This is a genomic window from Paenibacillus massiliensis subsp. panacisoli DSM 21345, assembly GCF_000426545.1.
GTDB classification, from domain to species: Bacteria; Bacillota; Bacilli; order Paenibacillales; family Paenibacillaceae; genus Paenibacillus; species Paenibacillus panacisoli.
Map to the genome: position 1 here is coordinate 43,790 of NZ_AUFO01000023.1, position 22,019 is coordinate 65,808.

A 22,019-nucleotide genomic window follows, 5' to 3' on the forward strand; every position below is an offset into this window, starting at 1 on the left:
ACCATCCCAATTCGCCGTTAGCTACGGCCCGTCATACTACCAGATACTCGCCCTTATTCTGACAATGTGCACATTGAACAGGAGGGTCCCAATCGGAGAATTCCGTCTCCTTGAGATCGACCACGTCCGGGGCATCCTCATATTCATCCACAAAGTCATCCAGTGCCTGCTCCAAGTGTTCTTTACATACGACGTACATATTAGCATCCCTTTCTGTATTCCATACCTCATTTCATAGCAGCACATCATTACAGATATGTGGCAGCCATGCCAACCTGCTACCTCTCATTTCTACCATACCTGCCCCAGAAAGAAAAGACCCGGCACCAATTTGGTGCCGAATCCCAGCTTGCTTTAATGACTTTATAATGCTCGCAGCCTTTGGCCGTCGAAGACAACACCATCGTCCTCATCAAGCTCCCGTGACAATAGTGATGTCAGCAGATGAGCATATCGTTCGAGCTGTACTGGTGAAGCATGTGTACGGAATGACTCCATGAAAGCTACACATTTCCGGAAGCCAACGGACTCATTATAGCGAATGAATAGCTCCAGCGTATGCAATGTATAATCGATCGCTCTGCCGTAATTCTCATTGTGGAAATAGTACAGCATGAGCAGATTCAGCACAGTCGTGTACTGGGACATCTTGAGCGAAGTGTCCATAAGGTCAATCTGATGAAGATGATCCTCGAAGCGGATTAACACAGCATCTACATTATATTCATGCTTGATAGCTGCCTCCAGTATGGTACGGATCACAGGCACCGTCTCTTGAGGATTGGCCTCCATGTACTTGACGTATTGAGGCAGGATGTGCCACTGATTCTGAAGAATATCCAGCGCATACCGATTGCCCTCTGCCAGAATTCTAAGCTCGTCTGCATCCTTCTGGCCCTCAGAGACCAGAGCTACCAGCCACCCCAGATCCTGATAATGTTGAATGCATACTCGTTCCTCCTCGACACGACCCAGTCGACGTAGAGCCATCCCTTTGATCATCAGGCTATAGCCATAATAGTAGACCAATGATCGCTTCGTACGCGGAAGTGTGCGAGACTTGCCCAGATCATACCCTGTACGCAAATCTCCCAGCGTCTCATGGACAGCCCTGAACATCTGATCTGCAATCTCCACGACCTCTTCCCAATTCTTCAAGGAATAGGCCATCATTAGCAGCTTCTCGAATCCATCTAACTCTCTGAGCTCACTTAAGTTCAATCCCATCATGTCTCCATCCACCCTTTCTCCACTACCATCCTAGTCAGCCGCCAGATGAACACCTGTTACTTATAGGATGAATGATAGTTGAGCCAGATACAGCAGCAAACACAGCGATTCTTGATCCTATGCTTAATAGAGAGATACTTCATGATGCAGCTAGGACGGTGCAGAGCTAATGCTACCTAATCCAGTGAATAGACTTCCCCGGAACATCCCTTGATTACTTCAACAAACACCATCATCATGCTTCCATTAATTATATTAAGTGAATGTTATAACAAATTTTACCTGCCGTCAAATCCTAACATTGTCACACGCTGTTCACATCCAGAAAGGGAGCTTATTTGAATGCGTATTCCCCAGCGTTTATACTAGACGAAAGCCAATTGATTCATGCTGCTGCACATGTTCTGTCTTGCTGATATAGAAGCCATTCCAGACATTTATAACCATATATTTTAGCACTTTTTCATAATCTGATTAATACCGCTGGTAGTGCAATATATAGTAGAAATTAGACGGCTCAGACATAGCCCAACAAGTGACTTGCGGAAGATCCCATGCGAGCTTCATTGATTGGACTTATGGACAGTATATAAGCATAGCACTGGCTCACGAAGTGAAGTAGGAGAGTGTAGAATGACCAAAATTAAAGTGGTAACCGATTCAACCGTGGACTTAGACGCAGAGCTGATCCGGGAGTATGGCATCGAGATTATTCCTCTATCGTTCACCATCGACGGAACCGATTACCTGGATGGTGTAGACCTTACACCTGCCCAATTCATCCAACAAATGAAGAAAGCGATTACGCTACCAACCAGCTCACAGCCGGCTGTGGGCCGATTCGTAGAATTGTATGATCGCTTGGGGAGCGAAGGCTATACGGTCTTATCCATTCATATGACCGGCAACATGAGTGGTACTGTCCGAGCGGCCGAGATGGCTGCAGCCATGACTGACACGGATGTTACAGTTGTCGATTCCAGATTCATTTCCCATGCCTTGGGCTTCCAGGTCGTAGAGGCCAGCATGATGGCGCGTCAGGGTATAGCGATTGAGGAGATTATTCACCGCTTGAACGAGATCCGTCGTAATACTCGCTTGTTCGTCATGGTGGATACACTGGAGAATCTCGTCAAGGGCGGGCGAATTGGTAAGGCCAAGTCCTTAATCGGCACCCTGCTGAAAATTAAACCGATCGCAGCTTTGCGTGAAGGCGAGCTTGTGCCTGCCACCAATATGAGAAGTCACATTCAGGTCGTCAAATACCTGACCAAGCAATGGCTGGAGGACACCAAGGGCAAGACAGTCAAAGGCGCAGGCATCGCTCATGCCGAGGGGCTGCGGCTGGCAGAGTCGCTCCACCACACCATCGCCGAGGCCAGCGGTTACACGGATACGGTCATTAACTACACATCTCCGATTATCAGCACACATACCGGAGCAGGAGCTATTGGCTTTTCATACTACTTTGCATAGAGCGTACACATCCTCACACAAAAAAGAGGTCTATCCGGTCGCCCGGAATAGGCCTCTTCCTGTGTATCCCGATGATTCGTGGTAATACTTGATCACTGCACTTATTCCTCCGGCTTATCGCTCAGCTGAAGTGTCACCTTCTGCTCTTTGCCTGCCCGGTAAAAGGTAACATCCAGTGAATCACCAATCTTCTTCTCGTTATACAGATATCTGCGCAGTGCCAGCGTAGAGTCAATCGGCTCACCGTCGAAGGCGACGATGACATCATTGAGCTTGAGCCCTGCTTCCTTCGCAGGACCATGCGACTCCAAGACGACAACCCCATTCTCCACGTGATCCGGCAGCTCCAGCTCCTTACGCTGCTGTTCATCCAGCGGAGCATAAGGATTCTCAAGATCAACGGTGTAGACCCCTAGGTAAGGACGCTCAATCTTGCCATCATCAATCAGATCATCGACCGTGATCATGAGCTCGTTGGCCGGAATAGCGAAGCCCAATCCCTCGACGCCCATATCCGCAATCTTCATCGTGTTCATCCCGATGACGCGCCCATTCAGATCCACCAGTGCTCCACCGCTATTCCCCTCGTTAATAGCTGCATCCGTCTGAATGACACGCTGCTCCCAATCGTAGACTCCATCCTGATTGATGGAGACCGGAATAATACGGTTCGTATAGCTGATTATACCTGAGGTAAGAGTATCTCCCAGTCCCAGCGGATTACCAATGGCTATGACAGTCTCTCCAAGCCGTAGCCTGTTGGAATCCCCGATCTCGGCTACCGTGCGAATATTTTTATCATCCACCGACAAGACGGCAATATCGGTAATACGATCCTTGCCGATGACCTTCGCCTTCTTGGTCTCACCATCCACGGTGACTACCTCCAGTTGATTGGAGCCCTCGACGACATGGTTGTTCGTCATAATATATGCCTTTCCGCCCTGTAGGCGGAAGATGACACCTGAACCCAGTGCGGACTCCTGCATCGCGAACAGATCACCTTCTGAGCGGTGATTCACAATGCTGACTACCGATGGTCGAATCTTGGCTGCAGCCTGCACAATTCTCTCATACGGATCACCAGACATCAGATTGGAGCTCGAGTCTTTCGCTGCTCTGGAGGCTGTACTGCCAGGCACACCTGAGATGAAGCTAAATAGCAACACAGCCACTACAGCTCCCACTAGACCACTAATGATGGCCACATACAAGGTGGGCAGTGGACGGCGCCTTCTCGTGAATCTGCTTTGTTGCCGCTCCTGTCCTTGGCTCGGAGTGATATCTGTCGTGCGACTCGATACCTTTGTCGAATAGAAATCATCGTCAAACAACCCCATGCTGATCCACTTCCCTTCATTTCACACACCAGAGCCCCGCCTGTTCTCCCACAATTTATGAGCTACATGCTCTTAACCAAACCAACAACCTACTATATTAATCACCACAAAACAGGTCACCCAAGCGGCCCGTTGTCTATCATTTTTTAGGATAACAGAGTGTATAAGTATTCAGCCAAGCTGAATAATACAATTATTGCGAGAAACATTAGCTAAACACAGGCTGTCTTCTGTGAAAAATAAGTCACCAGACTTTTCTCTTAACCCATCATTATGCTCATAGTCTGCAAGCTCATAAGTGTTCAGGCAGAACAGATGTCATTCAGCGTTTATATCAGACTTATACGTATCAGCATACACGTCGAATTAAGCACTGGGTAGAGGAAAAAAGAGGAGGTATCCATCATGATAGAGCTATCATGACAGAGCTATTAGATAACTTCTACCCTGCATTCTATTGGAGGCCTCGCTATAGCTGCATGTCAAGGGATCAGCACATATGCTTCTCTCGGATTCACTTTGGAGTACATAACCATTCCATAGGTAGACGCATCCCAGCGCACGACGTCATGAATGATCATATCCTCTGCCGGCACCGGTAGCTCTCCCTGACTGAGAAGCTCCACATAAGCATGCCGCTTCCGAGAGCGTACATAACAAGCTTTAAGCTCCTCCCCATGGATCACGAACCAGCCATTTCCCTGCTCGGAGGTGAAGCGAACCACCCATGTCTGATCATCAAGCATGACCGGACGAAATAACGAGTATATTACCTGCCCCTCCTCCAGCCCGAGCAGCTCTTGGTAGCGGATGATCGCTCCCGTCGCATCTGCCACCATAAGTCGCACGCGCTCATCCTCATAGGATAGCAGTATCGAATCACGGTGCATGCTGATGCTCAATGGATAGGCTATGAATTCATCTGTCATCAGCTTTCTCGTATGGAGCACCTCGCCTGTCTCGTTCACAATGCTATGCTGCAGTTGTCCTTCCTGCTCATAGAGCAGGTGAATTCCTTCTTCATTTCGAAGGACCAGATCCGTGGAAGGCAATGGTATCTTGTGAATCTTTCGCTTCTGATAGAGCCCCTCATCATTGAACTCCAGACTGCACAGTCTAGGGGGTTTCTTGCTGTTGAACATATCATAGTTATAGAGCAACACGCTGCCAGGCACGGATAAATCTGCATCGACCGGGAATTCTCTGCTCGTCACTCGCTTGGTAATGCGTTCACGTCCGTCCAGCGGCAATACGATTTCCTTAGCCCCTTCCGACTGCGTGTCTGAGAGAGAGACCCAACGAGTACCGTCGGGCGCAGTAAAAAAGGCTGGCAGAACTCCTTCCTGCTCACGTCGGACCTGTAGAAGCTGACCCATCCGGTCGATGGTCACATAATGTACATGGTAAAGTCCATCTGCCGTATACTCGTATATACATAGCTGGACCTCTCCTCTGCTCGGGTCAGATGAACTGCGATGCAGGGATAACTTTGGTACCTCATCGGCTATCGGTCGAATCGTGAACAGCATGCCAGTAGGAAGCTGCTGCGTATGTAGTGTGAACGGACTCCCTGCTTCGGCAAGCTCCTGCATTACAAAACCTCCCTTGAATGGGTTACATAGGGTTACATACGATTACATAGAGTTGCGACGTTCTCTTCATCCACGGCCATCCTTTCAATCTTTTTGGGAATAGAATATCGCATAGAAGTAGATATAAGAGGAATGATTTCAACCCATGTGGACTAGAATATAAATAAGACACAAGGACTGGCTCGGATAACTCCATACATACCTGAGCCATCTTCACAGTTCCTCCTGTCAGCTTGTTATTGTCTTGTTGAATGATGCGACTCGCATAGCACATGATACAGGGGTAGGGAGGCTACTTTCTGAACAACCCAAGCCTTGTATCCATGAATTTCGAACTGTTGAATGCTCCGTAGCTCGCGTATCATTTCGTGTATCTATGTGAAGTACCTGTATTGTAACATACGATAGGTCAAAAGAGCAGAGCTCTTCGAGCAGGACAGACCTTGTTTTTTTCCTGGACAAGCCCTGTCGTTGGAAGAGGATTTTTCAAAAAGGAGGAAGCTGATGAAATCCCATTATTCAGCCATACAAGAGGTGGACATGATCGCCAAGCTAGCCGATCTGAAGGACGAGCATTACCGCAATACCCTTGCGCTCAGCACCTTGATCGAGCTGCTTGCCGACAAGGGATTGATTACCCGCGAGGAGCTAGAGCAAAAAGCTGCCGAGCTCGACAGCTTCATGACTCACTCACCTTATCCCACGGTGTAGGTCGGTCATAATACGTATCACGTAGCTGGAATTCCGTGTCCTTATAAAAGCATCCACGGTCCTCCATGGCACTACGGACCGACATTTTTGCCAGATCCATCATATTGTGATCCAGGCTCAGGTGAGCCAGGTATGTGCGCTTGGTAACTCCGGTTAACAGCTCACTCAGGATCGCTCCGGCCATCTCATTGGACAAATGCCCGATATCACTAAGAATTCGACGCTTGATATTCCATGGATAGCGGCCCATCCGCAGCATATTCACATCATGATTCGCTTCCAGCACCATCACATCTGCGTCTGAGATGGCCTCCTTCACCTTATCGCTCACATAGCCGAGATCAGTCGCCACGCTTAGCTTTGACTCCCCGTCATAGAAGTTATACCCGACGGGCTCGGCCGCATCATGCGAGATCGCGAAGGATTCGACACGCAAGGAGCCGAACTCACGCGTAGCTCCAGTCTCCAGCATGACACGCTGAATATCCTCAAGTGTCCCTACATGCTTGCTCATCGCCGCCCAAGTCTTCTCATTAGCATAGATGGGAAGCTTGTACTTGCGGGCAATCGCCCCCAAACCCTTAATATGATCTGAATGCTCATGGGTCACCAGAATGCCGTTCAGATCTTCACCGGTTAGCTCCCGCTCCTTCAGCAGCTCCTCAATACGCTTCGCACTGAGTCCTGCATCAATCATTAGCGCAGTATCCTCATTCTTGATGACGGTGGCATTGCCTGTCGATCCACTCGACAGGACCGTAAATGACATGCCCATGTAACTATAACCCCTCCGTTTGTTCTGTCTTCGGACTAATGACATCCCCGTTCATCTGAACGTAATAGACCTTGCCGTCTTCCAGCGTGAAGCGCCATACGGGTGCCGCCACCTGGTTGTCCGAATTAAATACACTACCGTAATAGCCAAGCTTAATATCCTTGACTGTTGCACCAGCTGGCAGAAAATTATCAATTAACCTTCCCAAGGCCTTTGAGGCCGGAAGCACCTTCTCTGCTTCTCCCGAGGACTGCATCTCTACGGGTGTCTGACGATATGCTCGTATCTTCTGATTGCTATAATACAGCTCCAGATTCACATTGAACAGAGGATAGCGGTTCTCCACGAGTGGATGAAGCACGAATACGCCGTACTGCACATCCAATTCCAGCTCTGCCAATGGATCATATTCGTAATCGCGGATATCCTGAATCTCGTCCTCTAGCTCCTGAATCAGCTCTGGGCGGTTGAACATGAGTCGGCTATCGACAGGCATTGCCAGCTCTGTACGTTTGCCCGCCTCTCCATTCAGATACGTATAGGACAGCTTGGACAGCTCGGGGGTATCGCCGGGAATGGGCGCCAGCACCTGGATGCTCTTCTGCTCCATCAGCTGCTGTGTGCCTACATCCAGTGAAGTGAAATCCAGATTCGGTCCGACCGTCTCCCGCGCATCATTCCATAGCTGATTGGCTAATACCAGATTCAGCAGGAAAAAGGTGAAGATCAATACATTCTTGGCGCGGCTCCAATCCATTCCCGTTACCTCCCTTTCCAGTCCTTCGTGTGTACTTCATTTACGAGCCTTCACTACACCGATCTCTCGCTTAAGGGATCGTACCACTCACCGGCGGCTGTGGTGCAGGCGTAGCCTGGATCGTCTGTATTCCACCGTTCAGCAGCTGAATACGCCATACAGGAACCAGCTTCAGACTGCCGTCCTCTGTCAGCTCAGGTGAATACGAAGGTGTGACATCCAGAATAGTCTTGTTGCCAGCGAGCTGCTTCAGCCTGGCACGTAGCTCCTCTCCACCCGGCAGCAGCATGGATGCATTCGATTGTTCCCCACCCTTCAGATAGAGCAGAGACCTCTCATAGACTGATGCTGTCTCTTGCTGCACCTCTAGCCGGATCGTACCGAACCTGAATGATGGCCTGTCCAACACAGGATAGGACCCGTAATACTGCTGGAAAGAGACATTCGTTCGATACTCTTCACCCGAGACATCACTTGCGTTATTCATGATGAGCCGATAGGCGCCATCCCAGCCCCCATGCTGATTGACGAAGTCTACAGCAGCCAGAATATCCCTAACCGGGTTACCAGGCTCTGAGGAAGGTGCTGCTGGATCGGTATAGCCCATCCACCGCTGGCTCTGCTTTACCTGTAGACTACGCTTGCTGTCCGTATAGATCTCGGAGCCGTCTTTTTCCTGAATATTACGAGTAATTCCCGGATCGAAGAAGAGATTCCGCTGCATTTGCTCTGTCGTGAACAATCCCGAATTCACGATCGGCTCCTGCATCTCTATATGGTCCATTGGAATATAATATTGCCCCGATATCAGCTCATACGGAGTCGCATTCTGTCCGAAGCTCACATGCTGCTGTACATCCTGTACGGTCAGATCAACCTCATTAGCCTCGTACACTACGTCTCCCCTCGCACTGAAGAAGAGCGCATGTGTCCTTGTGGCCTTCTCATCGGTGTACACCCAGATTCGGTTAATCGTCTCGGCCTGGAATACGGGGTCTGCCGTCAAACGCATCATTCGCTCCAACAGCGTGACGGGTACGCCTCCGCTGAACACCATCTCGATCCCTTCATACTTGCGACGAACCTCACTCCAGTTAGCCGACTGAATACTTCGACGCTCGAAGCTTTGGAAGCTTCGGCTCTCTAGCCGGGTGAAGATTAGCTTGTAGAAGGTCGTCTCAGGATAAAAGACTGTGTGCTTATCCTCGCCCATATGAACGATAATTTTGTTGGGGAAGATTAACTGCTCAATACGCTGCTCCTGCCCCATGCTGTCGGTCTTGACATAATTGGTCTCTGAGCTGACGATTGAATCTCCGCCAGGGAGGCGATAGATCAGGAAGTAGCTCTGAATCAGACTGCTGAGGACCAGCAGGAACAGAACCATAGACTTAAGCTGCTCCTTCATGAGGACTCCCTCCCTTCGCCCGGCATCGGCAGAGTAAAGGTCGCACGGGTACCTTGATCGAGTTCAGACTCTAGGTATATATCGCCACCATGGGCTTTTACAATTTCCCGGGCAATGGATAGGCCTAGTCCAGTCCCTCCCATATTACGTGATCTGGCCTTGTCTACACGATAGAACCGCTCAAAAATACGATCCAAATCCTTCTTCGGAATCCCCATGCCCGTATCTTGTACCGAGATGGAGAGCAGCCCCTCTCTCTTGACACCCTCCATACGGATGCTTCCACCCTCTGGTGTATACTTGAGTGCATTGGATACCAGATTATCGAGCACCTGATCCATCTGATCCCGGTCCACCACGACCTGAGTGATGCTGTCTTCGACCTGTACCTGATACTCAATATGCTTCTGCTGCATCTGGAAGGAGAAGCGGTCTGCTACGTCCTCCAGCATCTCTACGACATCAACTGTCTGCATACGGAGTGGCGCCTCATTGGAATCAAGCCGAGACAGATGCAGCAGGTCTGTCACCAGTCGAATCATGCGCTCAGTCTCGTTACGAATGACCCCAATGAACCGCTCGCCTAGCTGAGGCTCCGTCATGGCTCCATCATCCAGTGCTTCGGCATAGCTCTTGATGGTCGTCAGTGGTGTGCGCAATTCATGCGATACGTTCGCCACGAACTCCCGCCGTGATGCCTCCATCTCCTCTTGCTCCGTCACATCCTGCAGTACCGCAATCGTCCCCGTAATCCCAATCTCTCGACGATGAATAGGTGAGAAAGTCACTCGAATGACCAATGGCTCGCCCTGACCTGCAGGCTCCAATTGAAGCAGCGTAGAGGCCGGCATGCCTGTAATCAGCGCATCCGTCTCCTCCGGGTCCAGCCCCAGTAGTAAAGCAATGTGCCTGCCGCTAATCTCACGATCACTGATACCCAGCATCGTGCTGGCACGGCGGTTCACCAGGATGACCCGGCCATTCTCGTCGGTTGCCACGACACCATCGCTCATATTGGTGAGGATCGAGGCAAGCTTCTCCTTCTCTTCCTCATTTTGCGACAGTGCGTCCCTCAGACGACTGGTCATATAATTGAAAGCGTGACTCAATTGCCCGATCTCATCGCTTCCGAATACAGGCATCTTCCGATCGAAGCTGCCCTCGGCAACAGCAGTAGCATGACGTGTCATGACCTTGATCGGATAAGTAATGGTATGCGCCAGCACCACACCCAGTACAGCTGTCAGTCCCAGCGCAATCAGCATACCCGAGATGAACACGCTGTTGATTCGCTTCATCGTATCGTACAGATCCGCCATGGAGGCAGCGATATACACTGCACCAACAATCTTGCCACTGCTGATTACTGGCTTGGCCACGACCTTTTTCCGTACATTATCCTCGTCAATCATATATTCTTCATTATTGCGTATACCCTGTAGAGCTCTGCTAACCACGGTCTGCGTGTTCTTGCGCCCGACATAATCTGCATGCGAGTTCTGTGACGTGATCAAGACTCTGCCACTGGAATCCAGCACCTGAATCTCGGCTCCACTGAAATCAAAGAGATTATCGACCCGTGCACGCAAGCTCTCCACACTGTCTTCCTCCGTCTGGCCATCTCCACCAGCCAAATCCTGCTCGGCCAATACAGCCAGCATTTCCGCACGTGCTTGCAGATCCTGTGTGAAGTTACTCGTTAGCGAATTCTTCATGGAACTGACAAAATACACGCCAATCAACTGCATAGCGACCAGAATCAGCAGTACGTAGATGATGATGAGACGAGCCTGAATCGTCCGAAAGAAGGACAGCCAGCTCATCCGTAGCCTCCACCCTTGCCGCTATGGATGACATATCCGAGCCCACGCCTTGTGTAGATTGTCTCTGGCTTGCTGGGATTCTCCTCAATCTTCTCACGCAGCCGCCGAATCGTCACATCGACGGTACGTACATCTCCGTAATACTCGAATCCCCATACAGCCTGCAGCAGATGCTCACGAGTCATGACCTTGTCGGCATTTTTGGCCATATAGTAGAGCAGCTCATACTCCCGATGGGTCAGGTCCAGTTGCACTCCGTTCTTATAAGCCGTATACATATCCGTGTCGAAGAACAGATTGGCTATCCGCAAGCCCTGTCGCTCTTCAGGCGGCTTGTTATCCTGTGATATCGCACTGCCACGCTGTCGCCGCATGTGCGCCTTCACTCTGGCAAGCAATTCCCTCGTGCTGAAGGGCTTGGTCACGTAGTCATCCGCCCCGAGCTCCAGCCCGAGCACCTTGTCGATCTCATCATCCTTGGCAGTCAGCATAATGATCGGCATCTGAAGCTGTTGGCTGCGCACCTCACGGCATACATCCATCCCATCCATGCCTGGTAGCATCAAGTCCAGCAAAATCAAATCAGGATGCTGGCTTAAGGCCACATCCACAGCTGTATTGCCGTCAAAGGCGCAGAGAACCGTGTAGCCCTCCTTCTCCAGATTGAACTTCAGTATATCGGCAATTGGTTGTTCGTCATCCACTACGAGAATGGTTCCCTGCTTCACCTGTGTTCACCTCATTCTTATAATCCACTTTATATGGCTGCCCCTGTGCGAGATATAGCTATCCCTGTGCGAGACTCTTATCCGATTCGAAGAGCGGTAAGCCGCTCAGTATATCTCATCCCATTTTAACATAGTGCATCCGCGGATACATCCAGTACAGACTCTTGCTGAACGCTGGTGATTTCTGCTATAGGCTAATTCATCTAGGTTCATTGAGGTCCATCGAGGTTCAGTGATGTTCCTTGATGTTCAATAATGTTCAACATGCTCACGGAGATCAATTCATGCCAACGGATGAACTAAATTTTTCCCTATAACAAAAAAAGACTTTCTTTTTAAATTAAGTTGTGCTAAATTAAATTGTATAAAATATAAATTGGAAAGGTGATGTTTTCACCATGATGAAAATTCAACAAAAACTTTATGATACCACTGTAAAAGCTGTAGGAGGCCGTGATGGCTTCGTAGAATCCGAATCTCCAGCATTGCGTCTTGATATCGATACACCTAAACAACTGGGCGGTGCTGGCGGTGAAGGTACGAACCCGGAGCAACTCTTCGCAGCAGGATACTCTGCTTGCTTCGATAGCGCACTGAACATGGTAGCACGTATGCAACGTATTAAGCATGAGGGTACTGAGATTACTGCAACTGTCAGCATCGGCAAAGTAGAAGACGGCGGCTTTGGCATCGCTGCACATCTGGATGTACTCGTCAAAGGTGTAGATCGCGAGACTGCCATTAAGCTGGCTGAAGGAGCACATGAGCAATGTCCATACTCCCGTGCTACACGTGGCAACATCGAAGTAACAATTAATGTATTGTAAGGCCCAATCCGGACACAGCCTGTATTGCCTAAAGACGAGATCAGGTCTACGCATATCGAATGGGGAATCGAATTGGCAGCGTTAAATATAAACGAGAAACAAGCCTCCGAACGGAATCGTTCAGAGGCTTGTCTTATTGTGTACGCTATAATGTATAATTTCGTAACCGATCATGAGTAGGATGGCTGGATACATATAGTTCGAATACAGCACATTGTCCAACTAACTAGGGTAATTACTGTGATTTGTGTGATTCATGCCAATTCCTCGTATCGTGAAATTGACCCATTGCTCCCTATCGAAGATAAGTCATGGGATTTTGAGGAACGTTGTTTTTACGGACTTCAAAGTGAAGATGCGTGCCAGTAGAGCGTCCTGTGTTACCCATGACACCTATCGACTCTCCTTGTCGAACGACTTGGCCTGAGCGAACCCCAATACTGTTCAAATGCCCGTACAAGGTCTGATAGCCATTGCCATGATCAATGATAATTACATTGCCATAGCCGTTCTGCTGACCTGCAAAGGTCACGACACCTTCATCCGAGGCTTTAATATCACGGCCTCCTCCCATGTCGATCCCCTCATGCATTCGACCCCAGCGGCTGCCATAGCTGCTCGTCAGGACTGCACCGGATACAGGCCATACAAATTGTCCTGTTCCTTCACCTACAACCTTGGTTCCTTTGAGTACGACCTCAGGGACCGATTCCTTGATCACCTTTTGACCGAGCCATTCTTCTTTAATAACCTGGCCATTTTCCTTCGTAATCTGGAAGTCCATCTGCTTCAGCCCACTTTGGCCTGGGCGCACGACCTTGGAGGTACCGGCCTTGAGCTCATCACTCTCACGAGTGACGATCGTCGGCTCAATCGTGACCTGCTCCACGATCTTCTCCACAGTAGTTACAGTTAAGGGAGCCTTAGGTGCAGTCACCTGCAGAGTATCCCCAATTTGCAAATATTTCTCCCGGGTCCCCGGATTGTTCTGCTTGATCTCCCAAGCTGTCATTCCGAATTGGCTTGCAATGGAAGACAACGTATCCCCCTCACGAACCGTGTACGTAATGGGCTGTTCCTTGCTTTCCTTCAAAGCCTGTAACGCTCCCTCCTCGGACAACAGCTTGTTCGGGTCAGCCTTTACTTCCTCATAGGTAATGTCCTCGTTCACTCCGACCGACATCAACCACGCTTTGGAGGTATTACTAGCTGATGAAGCTGAAGTCTTCTTCACAGAGGAGGTCCATCCGGCAGGCTGTCCTTGTCCTTCCGGTATGTACTCTTTCTGCAACGCCTTGATCGCAGCCTTAGCTGTATCCTCGTCCTTGACTACACCGACCTCTTCACCGTCCACCATCACCTTGACGCCCTTAGCGTATGCTGTCAGCATTCCGTCCAGCTTCGTCAAGGTGGCCTTGCTATCCACGTCGGCCTTATAGGCCTTCTCAATCTTCGTAGTGATGGCTTCGGTATTCAGTACCATTTCCGCGTCGGGATACTTCTCCGTATAAGCCTTACGCTTGTTCTCATACAGCGCAGCTAGCTGATCCTCGCTTTGGATGGCTCCAACCTCCTGCCCCTTTACATATACCTTGTAATAAGGAACGGTGTTGGCTGCAACATACTGATTACTAACGAATCCCAATCCTCCGGCCAAGATAATTCCACTCGCGGCCAATGTCAGCCAGCGTCGCTGTCCCGTCCAAATGTGCTGACGACTCCAATCCAGCATTCTGGCAGAGAGCTCATTCACACGCTCGACAGGGTGTTTACTGCTCTGTGGCGCCTTGGACGTCTTCGTCTTTAGCTGCTTCCCGTTCGGGCGCTTCCCTTTGAAACCTTTCATACTTCTCTTCCTTTCATCTGTACTCCTTTGTACTCCTTAAGTATGGACATACCTTCGTCACCAGGGCTTCATATCGCCTGGACGCATCCATGGCTGTGTAGTGCGTTGAATAGTACATTTGTTAGTAGAGTGGGCATGGGCATGTTCAGTGTTCAAAATGATAGCCTCAAGATGCTCGATGATCATGCCTTAGGCCTTCTTTTATGTGACGTTCCATAGAATACAAAATCCATTCTGCGGGCATAAGCTTCCTATCCACAGGAAAGTCATAGCCACTACTTTACACGATAATCCTTAAGACAAGCTGAAGAACCAATAATTATACTAGTTTTATTTAAAATTGCTATAAAAGGTGTCAAAAATTTAACCTTTTATAAACACTTGTTTACTTTATCATAGCTACTGGATGAATTTCAACTTCATCGCTCCACAGCAAAAAGCCGCACTGGACGCGGCTTTGGGGATGATTATACAGTTAATGTTCATTTATTCCACTAATGTTGTATAACATATATTTATTGGAAATTTTACATAGAGAGAATACTTATCTGCTTACTTTCAGCATGTCCATTAGCTTCGTATACTCCTCATTCGTAAGTCGCTTGGCGATGACCTGTTGTATATCCTGCAGCTCCTTCTCCGTCAATCCGCCTTCCATAGCTGTTGAGATCATCTGCATGTCCTCGGCTGGAAGCTTGTTCATCAGCATGCTGAGAATCTCTTGTTTCTGCTGTGTATTCAGCTCATCCTTCCGGTCTACAAGGTCTCCTGGGGTCATTACCAGTTCCTCTTCCTCTAAAGATCGCCCTTCTACTACTGGTGGTGTAGCAGATTCAGGGGATGCTGCTGTCGGGGTGTCCTCATCGTCTGCTGTCCCCATCACAGGTAATGCTCCCTCGGGTGTAGACTCCTCCTCCTCAGACGCCGGGTTGCCAGTCACGCTTCCCGGGGTGCCTCCCTCTGATTCCTGTCCATGAGCTGGGGAATTGCTTGTGCTTGAGGAAGCCGCACTCCCGTTAGGCAATCCTTCACGCGAACTATCTGTTGGCTTGCGTTCGCCTTGTGTGCCGCCCACAGTGCCGTTCAGGCCGTTCGATGTGCTGTTCGATGTGCTGTTCGATGTGCCATTCGTCCCCACTCCACCTTCACCCGCAGAGGGCTGCTTGGACCCAAAGAGGCCCTGTCCAATGTTCAGGCCCAGCACTGAGGTTCCCTCCAGCTTAATATTGAACATGCCTAACAGAGACTGCACATAAGCATTCACGACATATCCAGTCGTCAGTAGTGTCAGCGCTACAATCATCACGATAGATAAGGTCTTGCGTACCATCCAGCTAATCCACTTCATCGGTGTACCTCCTTCTTCCGCTTCAGCCATCCAGGAATAACGCTCTCCGAATGGAGGACCCCGTTATGAAGGCTTCGAATTTGACAAGAACCATCCAAAGCTCCTCACTGACATCCATCCTCGAATGATGCCAAGTTAACGGTAAGTCCGTCTGTCTCCATTATTGACCAAAGGAAGTCGAGTTAACCTTGCCAGCACCGAAATTAGCCCGACAGCCACTATGAGTCTCCTCCTCTTCACAGGCTGCATCTAAATCATCTCGACAAGATGTACCTAGTGCACTCTCCCACCCCAACAAAAAAAACGTACCCTCCGACAGCCAATAGCATCGGATGGGCACGCTTATTCATAGCGCTTATATATTGCTTATTTATGCTTCCTTATAACACTTATGGCACTATAGCCCTTATTTATACTCGCAGCAGCCTTACCTCCGTTACACGAACGTCGGGTGGTAGCTTGCTCTTATTTCCGAAAAGGATTACACGTAGATCGGCAGTACCTGATTCGTCTGCTCACGATTGCGTCCTACAGAGAAGATGGCGATCGGAATACCTGTCAGCTCAGATACACGCTGTACATAACGGCGAGTATTCTCTGGCAGCTCCTCCAGCGTCTTCACGCCAGTGATGTCCTCATGCCAGCCTGGCAGCTCCTCGTAGACCGCTTCACATTCAGCCAGCATTTTCAGGCTTGCCGGGTAATGGGTAATAATCTCACCACGGTATTTGTAGCCTGTGCAGATCTTGACCGTATCCAGACCTGTCATAACGTCCAGAGAGTTCAAGGACAGCCCTGTAATTCCGCTTACGCGACGTGCATGACGAACGACTACGCTATCGAACCAGCCTACACGACGTGGACGACCAGTTACAGTACCGTACTCATGGCCTTTCTCACGGATGAAATCACCGACCTCATTGTTCAGCTCCGTAGGGAATGGACCATCACCGACGCGCGTAGTGTATGCCTTCGCTACACCGATGACCTCCTTGATCTTGGAAGGTCCTACGCCAGAACCGATACATACTCCCCCCGCTGACGGGTTAGAGGACGTTACGAATGGATAAGTACCCTGATCGATATCCAGCATGACCCCTTGAGCACCCTCGAACAATACTTTGCGCTCCGTATCAATAGCGTCATTCAATACAACAGAGGTATCGGTAACATACGGACGCAGGATTTCTGCATACTCCAGATATTGCTTCAGAATTTCTTCCACATCCAGCGGCTCTGCCCCATACATCTGCGTAATGATCTGATTCTTCTCCTTCATCAGGTGACGCAGCTTCAGCTCGAACTCCTCGGCGTCCATCAGGTCCGCGATACGGATACCGTTCCGTGCGGCCTTATCCATATATGCCGGGCCAATTCCCTTACGGGTCGTACCGATCTTGTTCGGACCCTTACGATCTTCTTCCAACGCATCTAACGTCATATGATAAGGCATAATCACGTGTGCACGATCGCTAATGACCAGATTATCAGTCTTAAATCCATTATCATGAATGTAATTAATTTCTTCAATCAATGCGGTCGGGTTCACTACCATACCATTCCCGATGACGCATGTCTTATCTTCATAAAAGATACCGGATGGAATCAAGCTAAGCTTATATTTCTTTCCTTCAATCAGAATGGTATGGCCTGCATTGTTGCCGCCTTGGTACCGGGCTACGACATCTGCCTTCTCGGCCAGAAAATCCGTAATTTTACCCTTACCCTCGTCTCCCCATTGTGTTCCCACAACGACTACAGTTGACATGTTTCATTCCTCCGTGGAGTGCTCGCAGACACTCTGATTTTGAGCTGAGCTTCCGTTCACTGCATCCCGCCAATAACACCAGTGACAGGACAACGGAATGACAAGCAGCAGGAAAAAACGTCCGGAGATGCCCTTCCGCGGGCGTGGAAATCCCCGGGCGCATAAGCAGCCCACTGCTTTAACGCAGCACTTTAAGTGTACCAGCCTCAAATTTTAAAGTCAAATTAAAAGCGAACAATTGGTTGTGCAAAATTATAAATGTTCGTGAATTAACCAAGCCTGCAAATGACAAGCTTCCCCATAAGCGATACAGCCTAAGACCTTATAGTTCCGATGACACGGAAGTTCTGTATACCCAGCGTTCCTTCTAGGATGATGGTTTATCGCTAAAATATGTATGACAATACGCGAATGTAAATTACAGTTATATTATAACATTCCCAAGTAACGTCACAAAATGGCACCGTTCGAACCTGATATCTATTCATATTATGAGCATTTTACGAAAATAAAGCCGTCCTCGCTTGATACCTCAAGCGAAGACGACCATTTCATAGTTTAACATGAGTACATTTGGATGAAATGCGCCATCCAGCCGCTATCCGGCAAATGCGTCGGTATGAGCACGTTCGTAATTGGCGAACTTATTATAATTCTTGAGAAATACAAGCTCCACCGTGCCTACCGGACCATTACGCTGCTTGGCAATAATGATCTCAATGATGTTCTTCTTCTCCGTCTCCTGATTGTAATAATCATCCCGGTACAGGAACGCGACGATGTCGGCATCCTGCTCGATGGAGCCTGATTCCCGAAGGTCACTCATCATTGGACGCTTGTCCTGCCGCTGCTCAACCCCACGGCTAAGCTGGGACAGAGCAATGACGGGCACTTCCAGCTCACGGGCAATCTGCTTGAGTGTACGGGAGATTTCCGATACCTCCTGCTGCCGGTTCTCGCCTGCTTTGCCGCGACCATGAATGAGCTGGAGGTAATCGATGACGATCATTCCAAGCCCCTTCTCGGTCTTCAAGCGACGACACTTGGCACGAATATCCGCTACCGTCACACCAGGGGTATCATCAATGTAGATTTCTGCCTCAGCCAGAGCTGCAATCCCCATCGTCAGCTTGGCCCAGTCTTCATCACCCTTGAATTCACCTGTACGCATAACGTTCGCATCCAGATTGGCCTCGGCACAGATCATACGTTGTACGAGCTGCGCCGCGGACATCTCCAGACTGAAGATGGCTACAGTCTCTTTGGCCCGTACCGCTACATTCTGGGCGATATTCAGTGCAAAGGCTGTCTTACCCACGGAAGGACGCGCTGCTACGATGATCAGATCGTTACGCTGGAAGCCCGCAGTCATCTTATCCAGATCAACGAAGCCCGATGGAATTCCTGTCGTATTGCCCCGATTCTGGTACAGCCCCTCCATACGGTCGAAGACCTCCATGACGACATCACGGATTGCTATAAATCCGCTACCGGAGCGGCTGTTGGATATCTCCAGAATCCGCCGCTCAGCATCACTGAGCATCGCAGGTACATCTTCCCCACCTGTATAGCCCTCGCTTACAATCTGGGTGGCTGCCCGAATCAGACGACGAAGCATCGACTTCTCCTCGATAATCTGGGCATAGTAGTCTACGTTGGCTGCTGTAGGTACACCGTGAGCCAGCTTCGATAGATAGCTGACACCACCGATTTCCTCCAGTTGGCCCTTATCCTGCAGCTTCGCAGTCAACGTCACGAGGTCAATTGGCTGGCCTTGCTCTCCCAGCTCAATCATGGACTCGTAGATCATTTGGTGCGCTTTATCATAGAAATCCTCACTCTGAACCCGCTCCATTGCGGTAATCAGAGCTTCTGCCTGAAGCAGAATTGAGCCAATTACAGCCTGCTCCGCTTCGAGATTCTGCGGAGGAATCCGGTCAAAGAATTCGCCGCCCATTTACTCTTCGGTCACCTGAACCTTCAGGGTCGCCTTCACTTCCGGATGCAGCTTAACTGTCATTTGAGTCACGCCCAGGTGACGAATCGGCTCATCCAGCTCAATTTTACGCTTATCAATCTTCAGTCCTTGCTTGGACAGAGCCTCTCCGATCTGCTTGGAGGTGATAGCTCCAAACAGTCGACCGCCTTCACCAGCTTTGGCCTTCAACTCAATTGCAGTTGCTTCCAGCTTCTTAGCCAGAGCCTGCGCTTCTTCCTTCTCCTCTTGCTTGCGTCTATCTTCTGCAGCTGCCTGATTTTGCAGCACCTTCATATTGCCATCGGTTGCTGGACGAACCAAGCCTTTCGGCAGCAAAAAGTTCGATGCATAACCATCGGATACTTCCTTCACTTGGCCCTTCTTACCTTGCCCTTTTACGTCTTGCAAAAAAATGACCTTCATTCAAACAACCCCTCTTCCTCTTCTATTTCAGCCAGCACGGCAAGCAAGCGTTGCTCTGCCTCGGCCAGCGTACATTCCAGCTGCACGGCCGCATTCGTTAGATGTCCCCCGCCGCCCAGCCGCTCCATCACGACTTGAACATTCATACGTCCGAATGACCGGGCACTTATACCTATCAGACCATCCGGGCGTTCACTTATGACGAACGACGCAATCACGTCCGTCATATTCAAGAGTGTATCGGCCGCTTGCGCGATCAATAGCTGAGGAATTTTATTCCCTGGCTCAGTGACCGCAAGCGCGATATGCCCATACATCATTTTAGCATGCTTAATGATTTCTGCCTTAGCAATATATTCATCAAGATCTTCTTTCAGTAGACGCTGGATCATGACTGTGTCCGCTCCACTGCGTCTCAGGAACCCTGCGGCCTCAAAGGTCCGCGAGCCTGTATGCAGGGAGAAGTGCTTCGTATCTACCGTAATTCCAGATAGCAGCGCTGTTGCCTCCAGTGGCGTGAACTGCACTCGATCATGGATATATTGCAACAGCTCCGTAACCAGCTCGCACGCAGAGGAGGCATAAGGCTCCAGATAGATCAGCACGGCATCGTTAATGAACTCCTCACCCCGACGGTGATGATCTACTACAACCACGCGCCGGGCCGCCTGTACCAACTTGGGCTCCATCGTCATGGAAGCCTTGTGCGTATCTACCACGACGAGCAATGTATGCTCCGTCATCATCTGCATGGCTTGCTCTGGTGTAACGAACGCTGATGTCAGCTGATCATCCTTGGCTACCTGCTCAAGAAGTCGATCAATCGACGGGTTCGGCTTATCCAGGACAATGCTCGATTCCACCTTGAAGAGCGACGCCGCCTTCCGCACGCCGATGGCTGCTCCAATCGCATCCATATCCGGCGCCCGATGGCCGAGGATAATCACACGGTCGCTCTCCTGCATCAGATCGCGAAGCGCATGGGCGATGACTCTCGCACGCACTCGTGTCCGTTTCTCGACGGCATTCGTCTTGCCGCCATAGAAGGACAAGCGCTGCCCTGCCTTGACTGCAGCCTGATCTCCACCACGACCAAGCGCCATATCCAGACTGGATTGTGCCAGCTCGCCCAGCTCACTAATCGTGCCAGCGCCGAAGGACAGGCCAATGCTCAGCGTGAGTGGCACCTTCAGATCAGCTGTCATCTCCCGTACAGTATCCAGAATAACGAATCGGCTCTGCTCTAGCTCCTGTAAAGACTTTTGGTTAAGCATCATCAGGTAGCGCTCGGAGGAGAGTCTCCGCAGGTATACATTGAACTGCTTCGCCCAAGCGGTAATCTCGCTGGACACCTTGGCAATCAAGGCTGTACGCTGCTGATCATCCATGCCCTGTGAAGCTTCATCCAGATTGTCGAGCAGCACGATTCCGATCGCCAGACGCTCATTCTCATATTGCTCTCGCAACACGGCAAGCTCAGTAACCTCATGTAAATAGATGAGACGTTCGTCCAGAATGACTGTCATTCGGTAGAAGCGACTGTCATGTTGGATCTCCAACTGATGAACCTTCGCCGTCTCTTTAAGCTCTTTCTTGTTCTGCAGCAACGCCGTTAGCTGCGGGAATACCTGTTGAAGCGAAGCACCGATCAGGTTATGCTCATCCTCGAACATTCCCGCTACGTAACGGTTGTTCCACTCCACAGTGCGATCCTCGCTGTAGAGAATGATTCCAAAAGGAAGCTTATTCACCGTCTCCGCTTCTACACGCTTGATGCGGAAGGAGAGTCCACTTATGTACTCGGACAACCCTTCCCGAAAATTCATTTCAGCGCGCAAAAGCATTCCGCTTAGAGCAAAGGAGATAACCAGACCAATAACACCAAGCGCCCAGTTGTACCAGCTAATAGCAATGACCAGCAATAGCAACAGTAGAAACGCCCAGACGGTGTAATAGCCGTGCCAGCGTTTCTGTAGGAATTTAGGCATG

The 22,019-nt window shown here is 49.9% G+C and carries 18 protein-coding genes; 3 read left to right on the forward strand and 15 right to left on the reverse strand.

All coding sequences use genetic code 11. The annotated features are described in order from the left end of the window. Nucleotides 1–31 precede the first annotated feature (31 nt). Nucleotides 32–199 carry a CxxH/CxxC protein gene (locus K331_RS31605; RefSeq protein ID WP_081750228.1) on the reverse strand — a complete coding sequence of 56 codons (168 nt, stop codon included), beginning with the start codon at nucleotides 197–199 and terminating at the stop codon, nucleotides 32–34. A 164-nt stretch (nucleotides 200–363) separates the two neighbouring features. Beyond that, nucleotides 364–1,230 carry a hypothetical protein gene (locus K331_RS0118440; RefSeq protein WP_028591471.1) on the reverse strand — a complete coding sequence of 289 codons (867 nt, stop codon included), beginning with the start codon at nucleotides 1,228–1,230 and terminating at the stop codon, nucleotides 364–366. Nucleotides 1,231–1,863: 633 nt separating this feature from the next. On the opposite strand from K331_RS0118440, the gene K331_RS0118445 reads away from it, so the two are divergent. Further along, entirely contained in the window at nucleotides 1,864–2,706 is an 843-nt protein-coding gene (locus tag K331_RS0118445; RefSeq protein ID WP_028591472.1) for a DegV family protein, read from the forward strand. A 101-nt stretch (nucleotides 2,707–2,807) separates the two neighbouring features. Here K331_RS0118445 and K331_RS0118450 read toward each other — a convergent pair whose 3' ends face one another. Both K331_RS0118450 and K331_RS0118455 read right to left on the reverse strand, forming a co-directional pair. Next, nucleotides 2,808–4,046, reverse strand: coding sequence for a trypsin-like peptidase domain-containing protein (locus K331_RS0118450; RefSeq protein WP_028591473.1), 1,239 nt, complete (start codon nucleotides 4,044–4,046; stop codon nucleotides 2,808–2,810). Nucleotides 4,047–4,528: 482 nt separating this feature from the next. Then, nucleotides 4,529–5,638: a hypothetical protein gene (locus tag K331_RS0118455; protein WP_028591474.1), complete on the reverse strand. Its 1,110-nt coding sequence runs from the start codon at nucleotides 5,636–5,638 to the stop codon at nucleotides 4,529–4,531. A gap of 504 nt (nucleotides 5,639–6,142) precedes the next feature. On the opposite strand from K331_RS0118455, the gene K331_RS0118460 reads away from it, so the two are divergent. Further along, entirely contained in the window at nucleotides 6,143–6,349 is a 207-nt protein-coding gene (locus K331_RS0118460) for a hypothetical protein (RefSeq protein ID WP_028591475.1), read from the forward strand. Here the strand turns inward: K331_RS0118460 and K331_RS0118465 are convergent. The 5 genes from K331_RS0118465 to yycF form a co-directional block, all read right to left on the reverse strand. Beyond that, on the reverse strand, nucleotides 6,318–7,124 hold the full coding sequence (locus K331_RS0118465) for an MBL fold metallo-hydrolase (RefSeq protein WP_018883711.1): 807 nt from the start codon (nucleotides 7,122–7,124) through the stop codon (nucleotides 6,318–6,320). The two genes, K331_RS0118460 and K331_RS0118465, sit on opposite strands and share 32 nt — an antisense overlap. Before the next feature lie 4 nt (nucleotides 7,125–7,128). Next, on the reverse strand, nucleotides 7,129–7,881 hold the full coding sequence (gene yycI / locus K331_RS0118470; protein ID WP_028591476.1) for a two-component system regulatory protein YycI: 753 nt from the start codon (nucleotides 7,879–7,881) through the stop codon (nucleotides 7,129–7,131). Nucleotides 7,882–7,951: 70 nt separating this feature from the next. Further along, nucleotides 7,952–9,289, reverse strand: a complete 1,338-nt coding sequence (locus K331_RS0118475; protein WP_028591477.1) for a YycH family regulatory protein — start codon at nucleotides 9,287–9,289, stop codon at nucleotides 7,952–7,954. Next, nucleotides 9,286–11,112 (reverse strand): cell wall metabolism sensor histidine kinase WalK, encoded by a 1,827-nt coding sequence (gene walK, locus K331_RS0118480; protein WP_028591478.1) that lies wholly within the window; start codon nucleotides 11,110–11,112, stop codon nucleotides 9,286–9,288. Before walK ends, K331_RS0118475 begins: the two co-directional genes overlap by 4 nt. Then, on the reverse strand, nucleotides 11,109–11,840 hold the full coding sequence (gene yycF, locus K331_RS0118485) for a response regulator YycF (RefSeq protein ID WP_018883707.1): 732 nt from the start codon (nucleotides 11,838–11,840) through the stop codon (nucleotides 11,109–11,111). Before yycF ends, walK begins: the two co-directional genes overlap by 4 nt. 398 nt (nucleotides 11,841–12,238) lie before the next feature. Between yycF and K331_RS0118490 the strand changes: the two genes are divergently transcribed. Continuing rightward, nucleotides 12,239–12,667 (forward strand): organic hydroperoxide resistance protein, encoded by a 429-nt coding sequence (locus K331_RS0118490; RefSeq protein WP_018883706.1) that lies wholly within the window; start codon nucleotides 12,239–12,241, stop codon nucleotides 12,665–12,667. Nucleotides 12,668–12,962: 295 nt separating this feature from the next. Here K331_RS0118490 and K331_RS0118495 read toward each other — a convergent pair whose 3' ends face one another. The 6 genes from K331_RS0118495 to K331_RS0118525 form a co-directional block, all read right to left on the reverse strand. Continuing rightward, a complete protein-coding gene (locus K331_RS0118495) occupies nucleotides 12,963–14,513 on the reverse strand; it encodes a M23 family metallopeptidase (RefSeq protein ID WP_028591479.1) in 1,551 nt (516 codons plus the stop codon). 544 nt (nucleotides 14,514–15,057) lie between these two features. Beyond that, the gene (locus tag K331_RS0118505; protein ID WP_028591480.1) at nucleotides 15,058–15,861 is read right to left on the reverse strand and encodes a hypothetical protein; all 804 of its coding nucleotides are present in this window, start codon (nucleotides 15,859–15,861) and stop codon (nucleotides 15,058–15,060) included. Nucleotides 15,862–16,342: 481 nt separating this feature from the next. Then, nucleotides 16,343–17,629, reverse strand: a complete 1,287-nt coding sequence (locus tag K331_RS0118510; RefSeq protein WP_018883702.1) for an adenylosuccinate synthase — start codon at nucleotides 17,627–17,629, stop codon at nucleotides 16,343–16,345. A 598-nt stretch (nucleotides 17,630–18,227) separates the two neighbouring features. After that, complete coding sequence (dnaB, locus tag K331_RS0118515) at nucleotides 18,228–19,586, reverse strand: replicative DNA helicase (RefSeq protein ID WP_028591481.1); 1,359 nt, start codon at nucleotides 19,584–19,586, stop codon at nucleotides 18,228–18,230. Beyond that, nucleotides 19,587–20,030 carry a 50S ribosomal protein L9 gene (rplI, locus tag K331_RS0118520; RefSeq protein ID WP_028591482.1) on the reverse strand — a complete coding sequence of 148 codons (444 nt, stop codon included), beginning with the start codon at nucleotides 20,028–20,030 and terminating at the stop codon, nucleotides 19,587–19,589. Beyond that, nucleotides 20,027–22,018, reverse strand: a complete 1,992-nt coding sequence (locus tag K331_RS0118525) for a DHH family phosphoesterase (protein WP_028591483.1) — start codon at nucleotides 22,016–22,018, stop codon at nucleotides 20,027–20,029. Before K331_RS0118525 ends, rplI begins: the two co-directional genes overlap by 4 nt. Nucleotide 22,019: the final 1 nt, after the last annotated feature.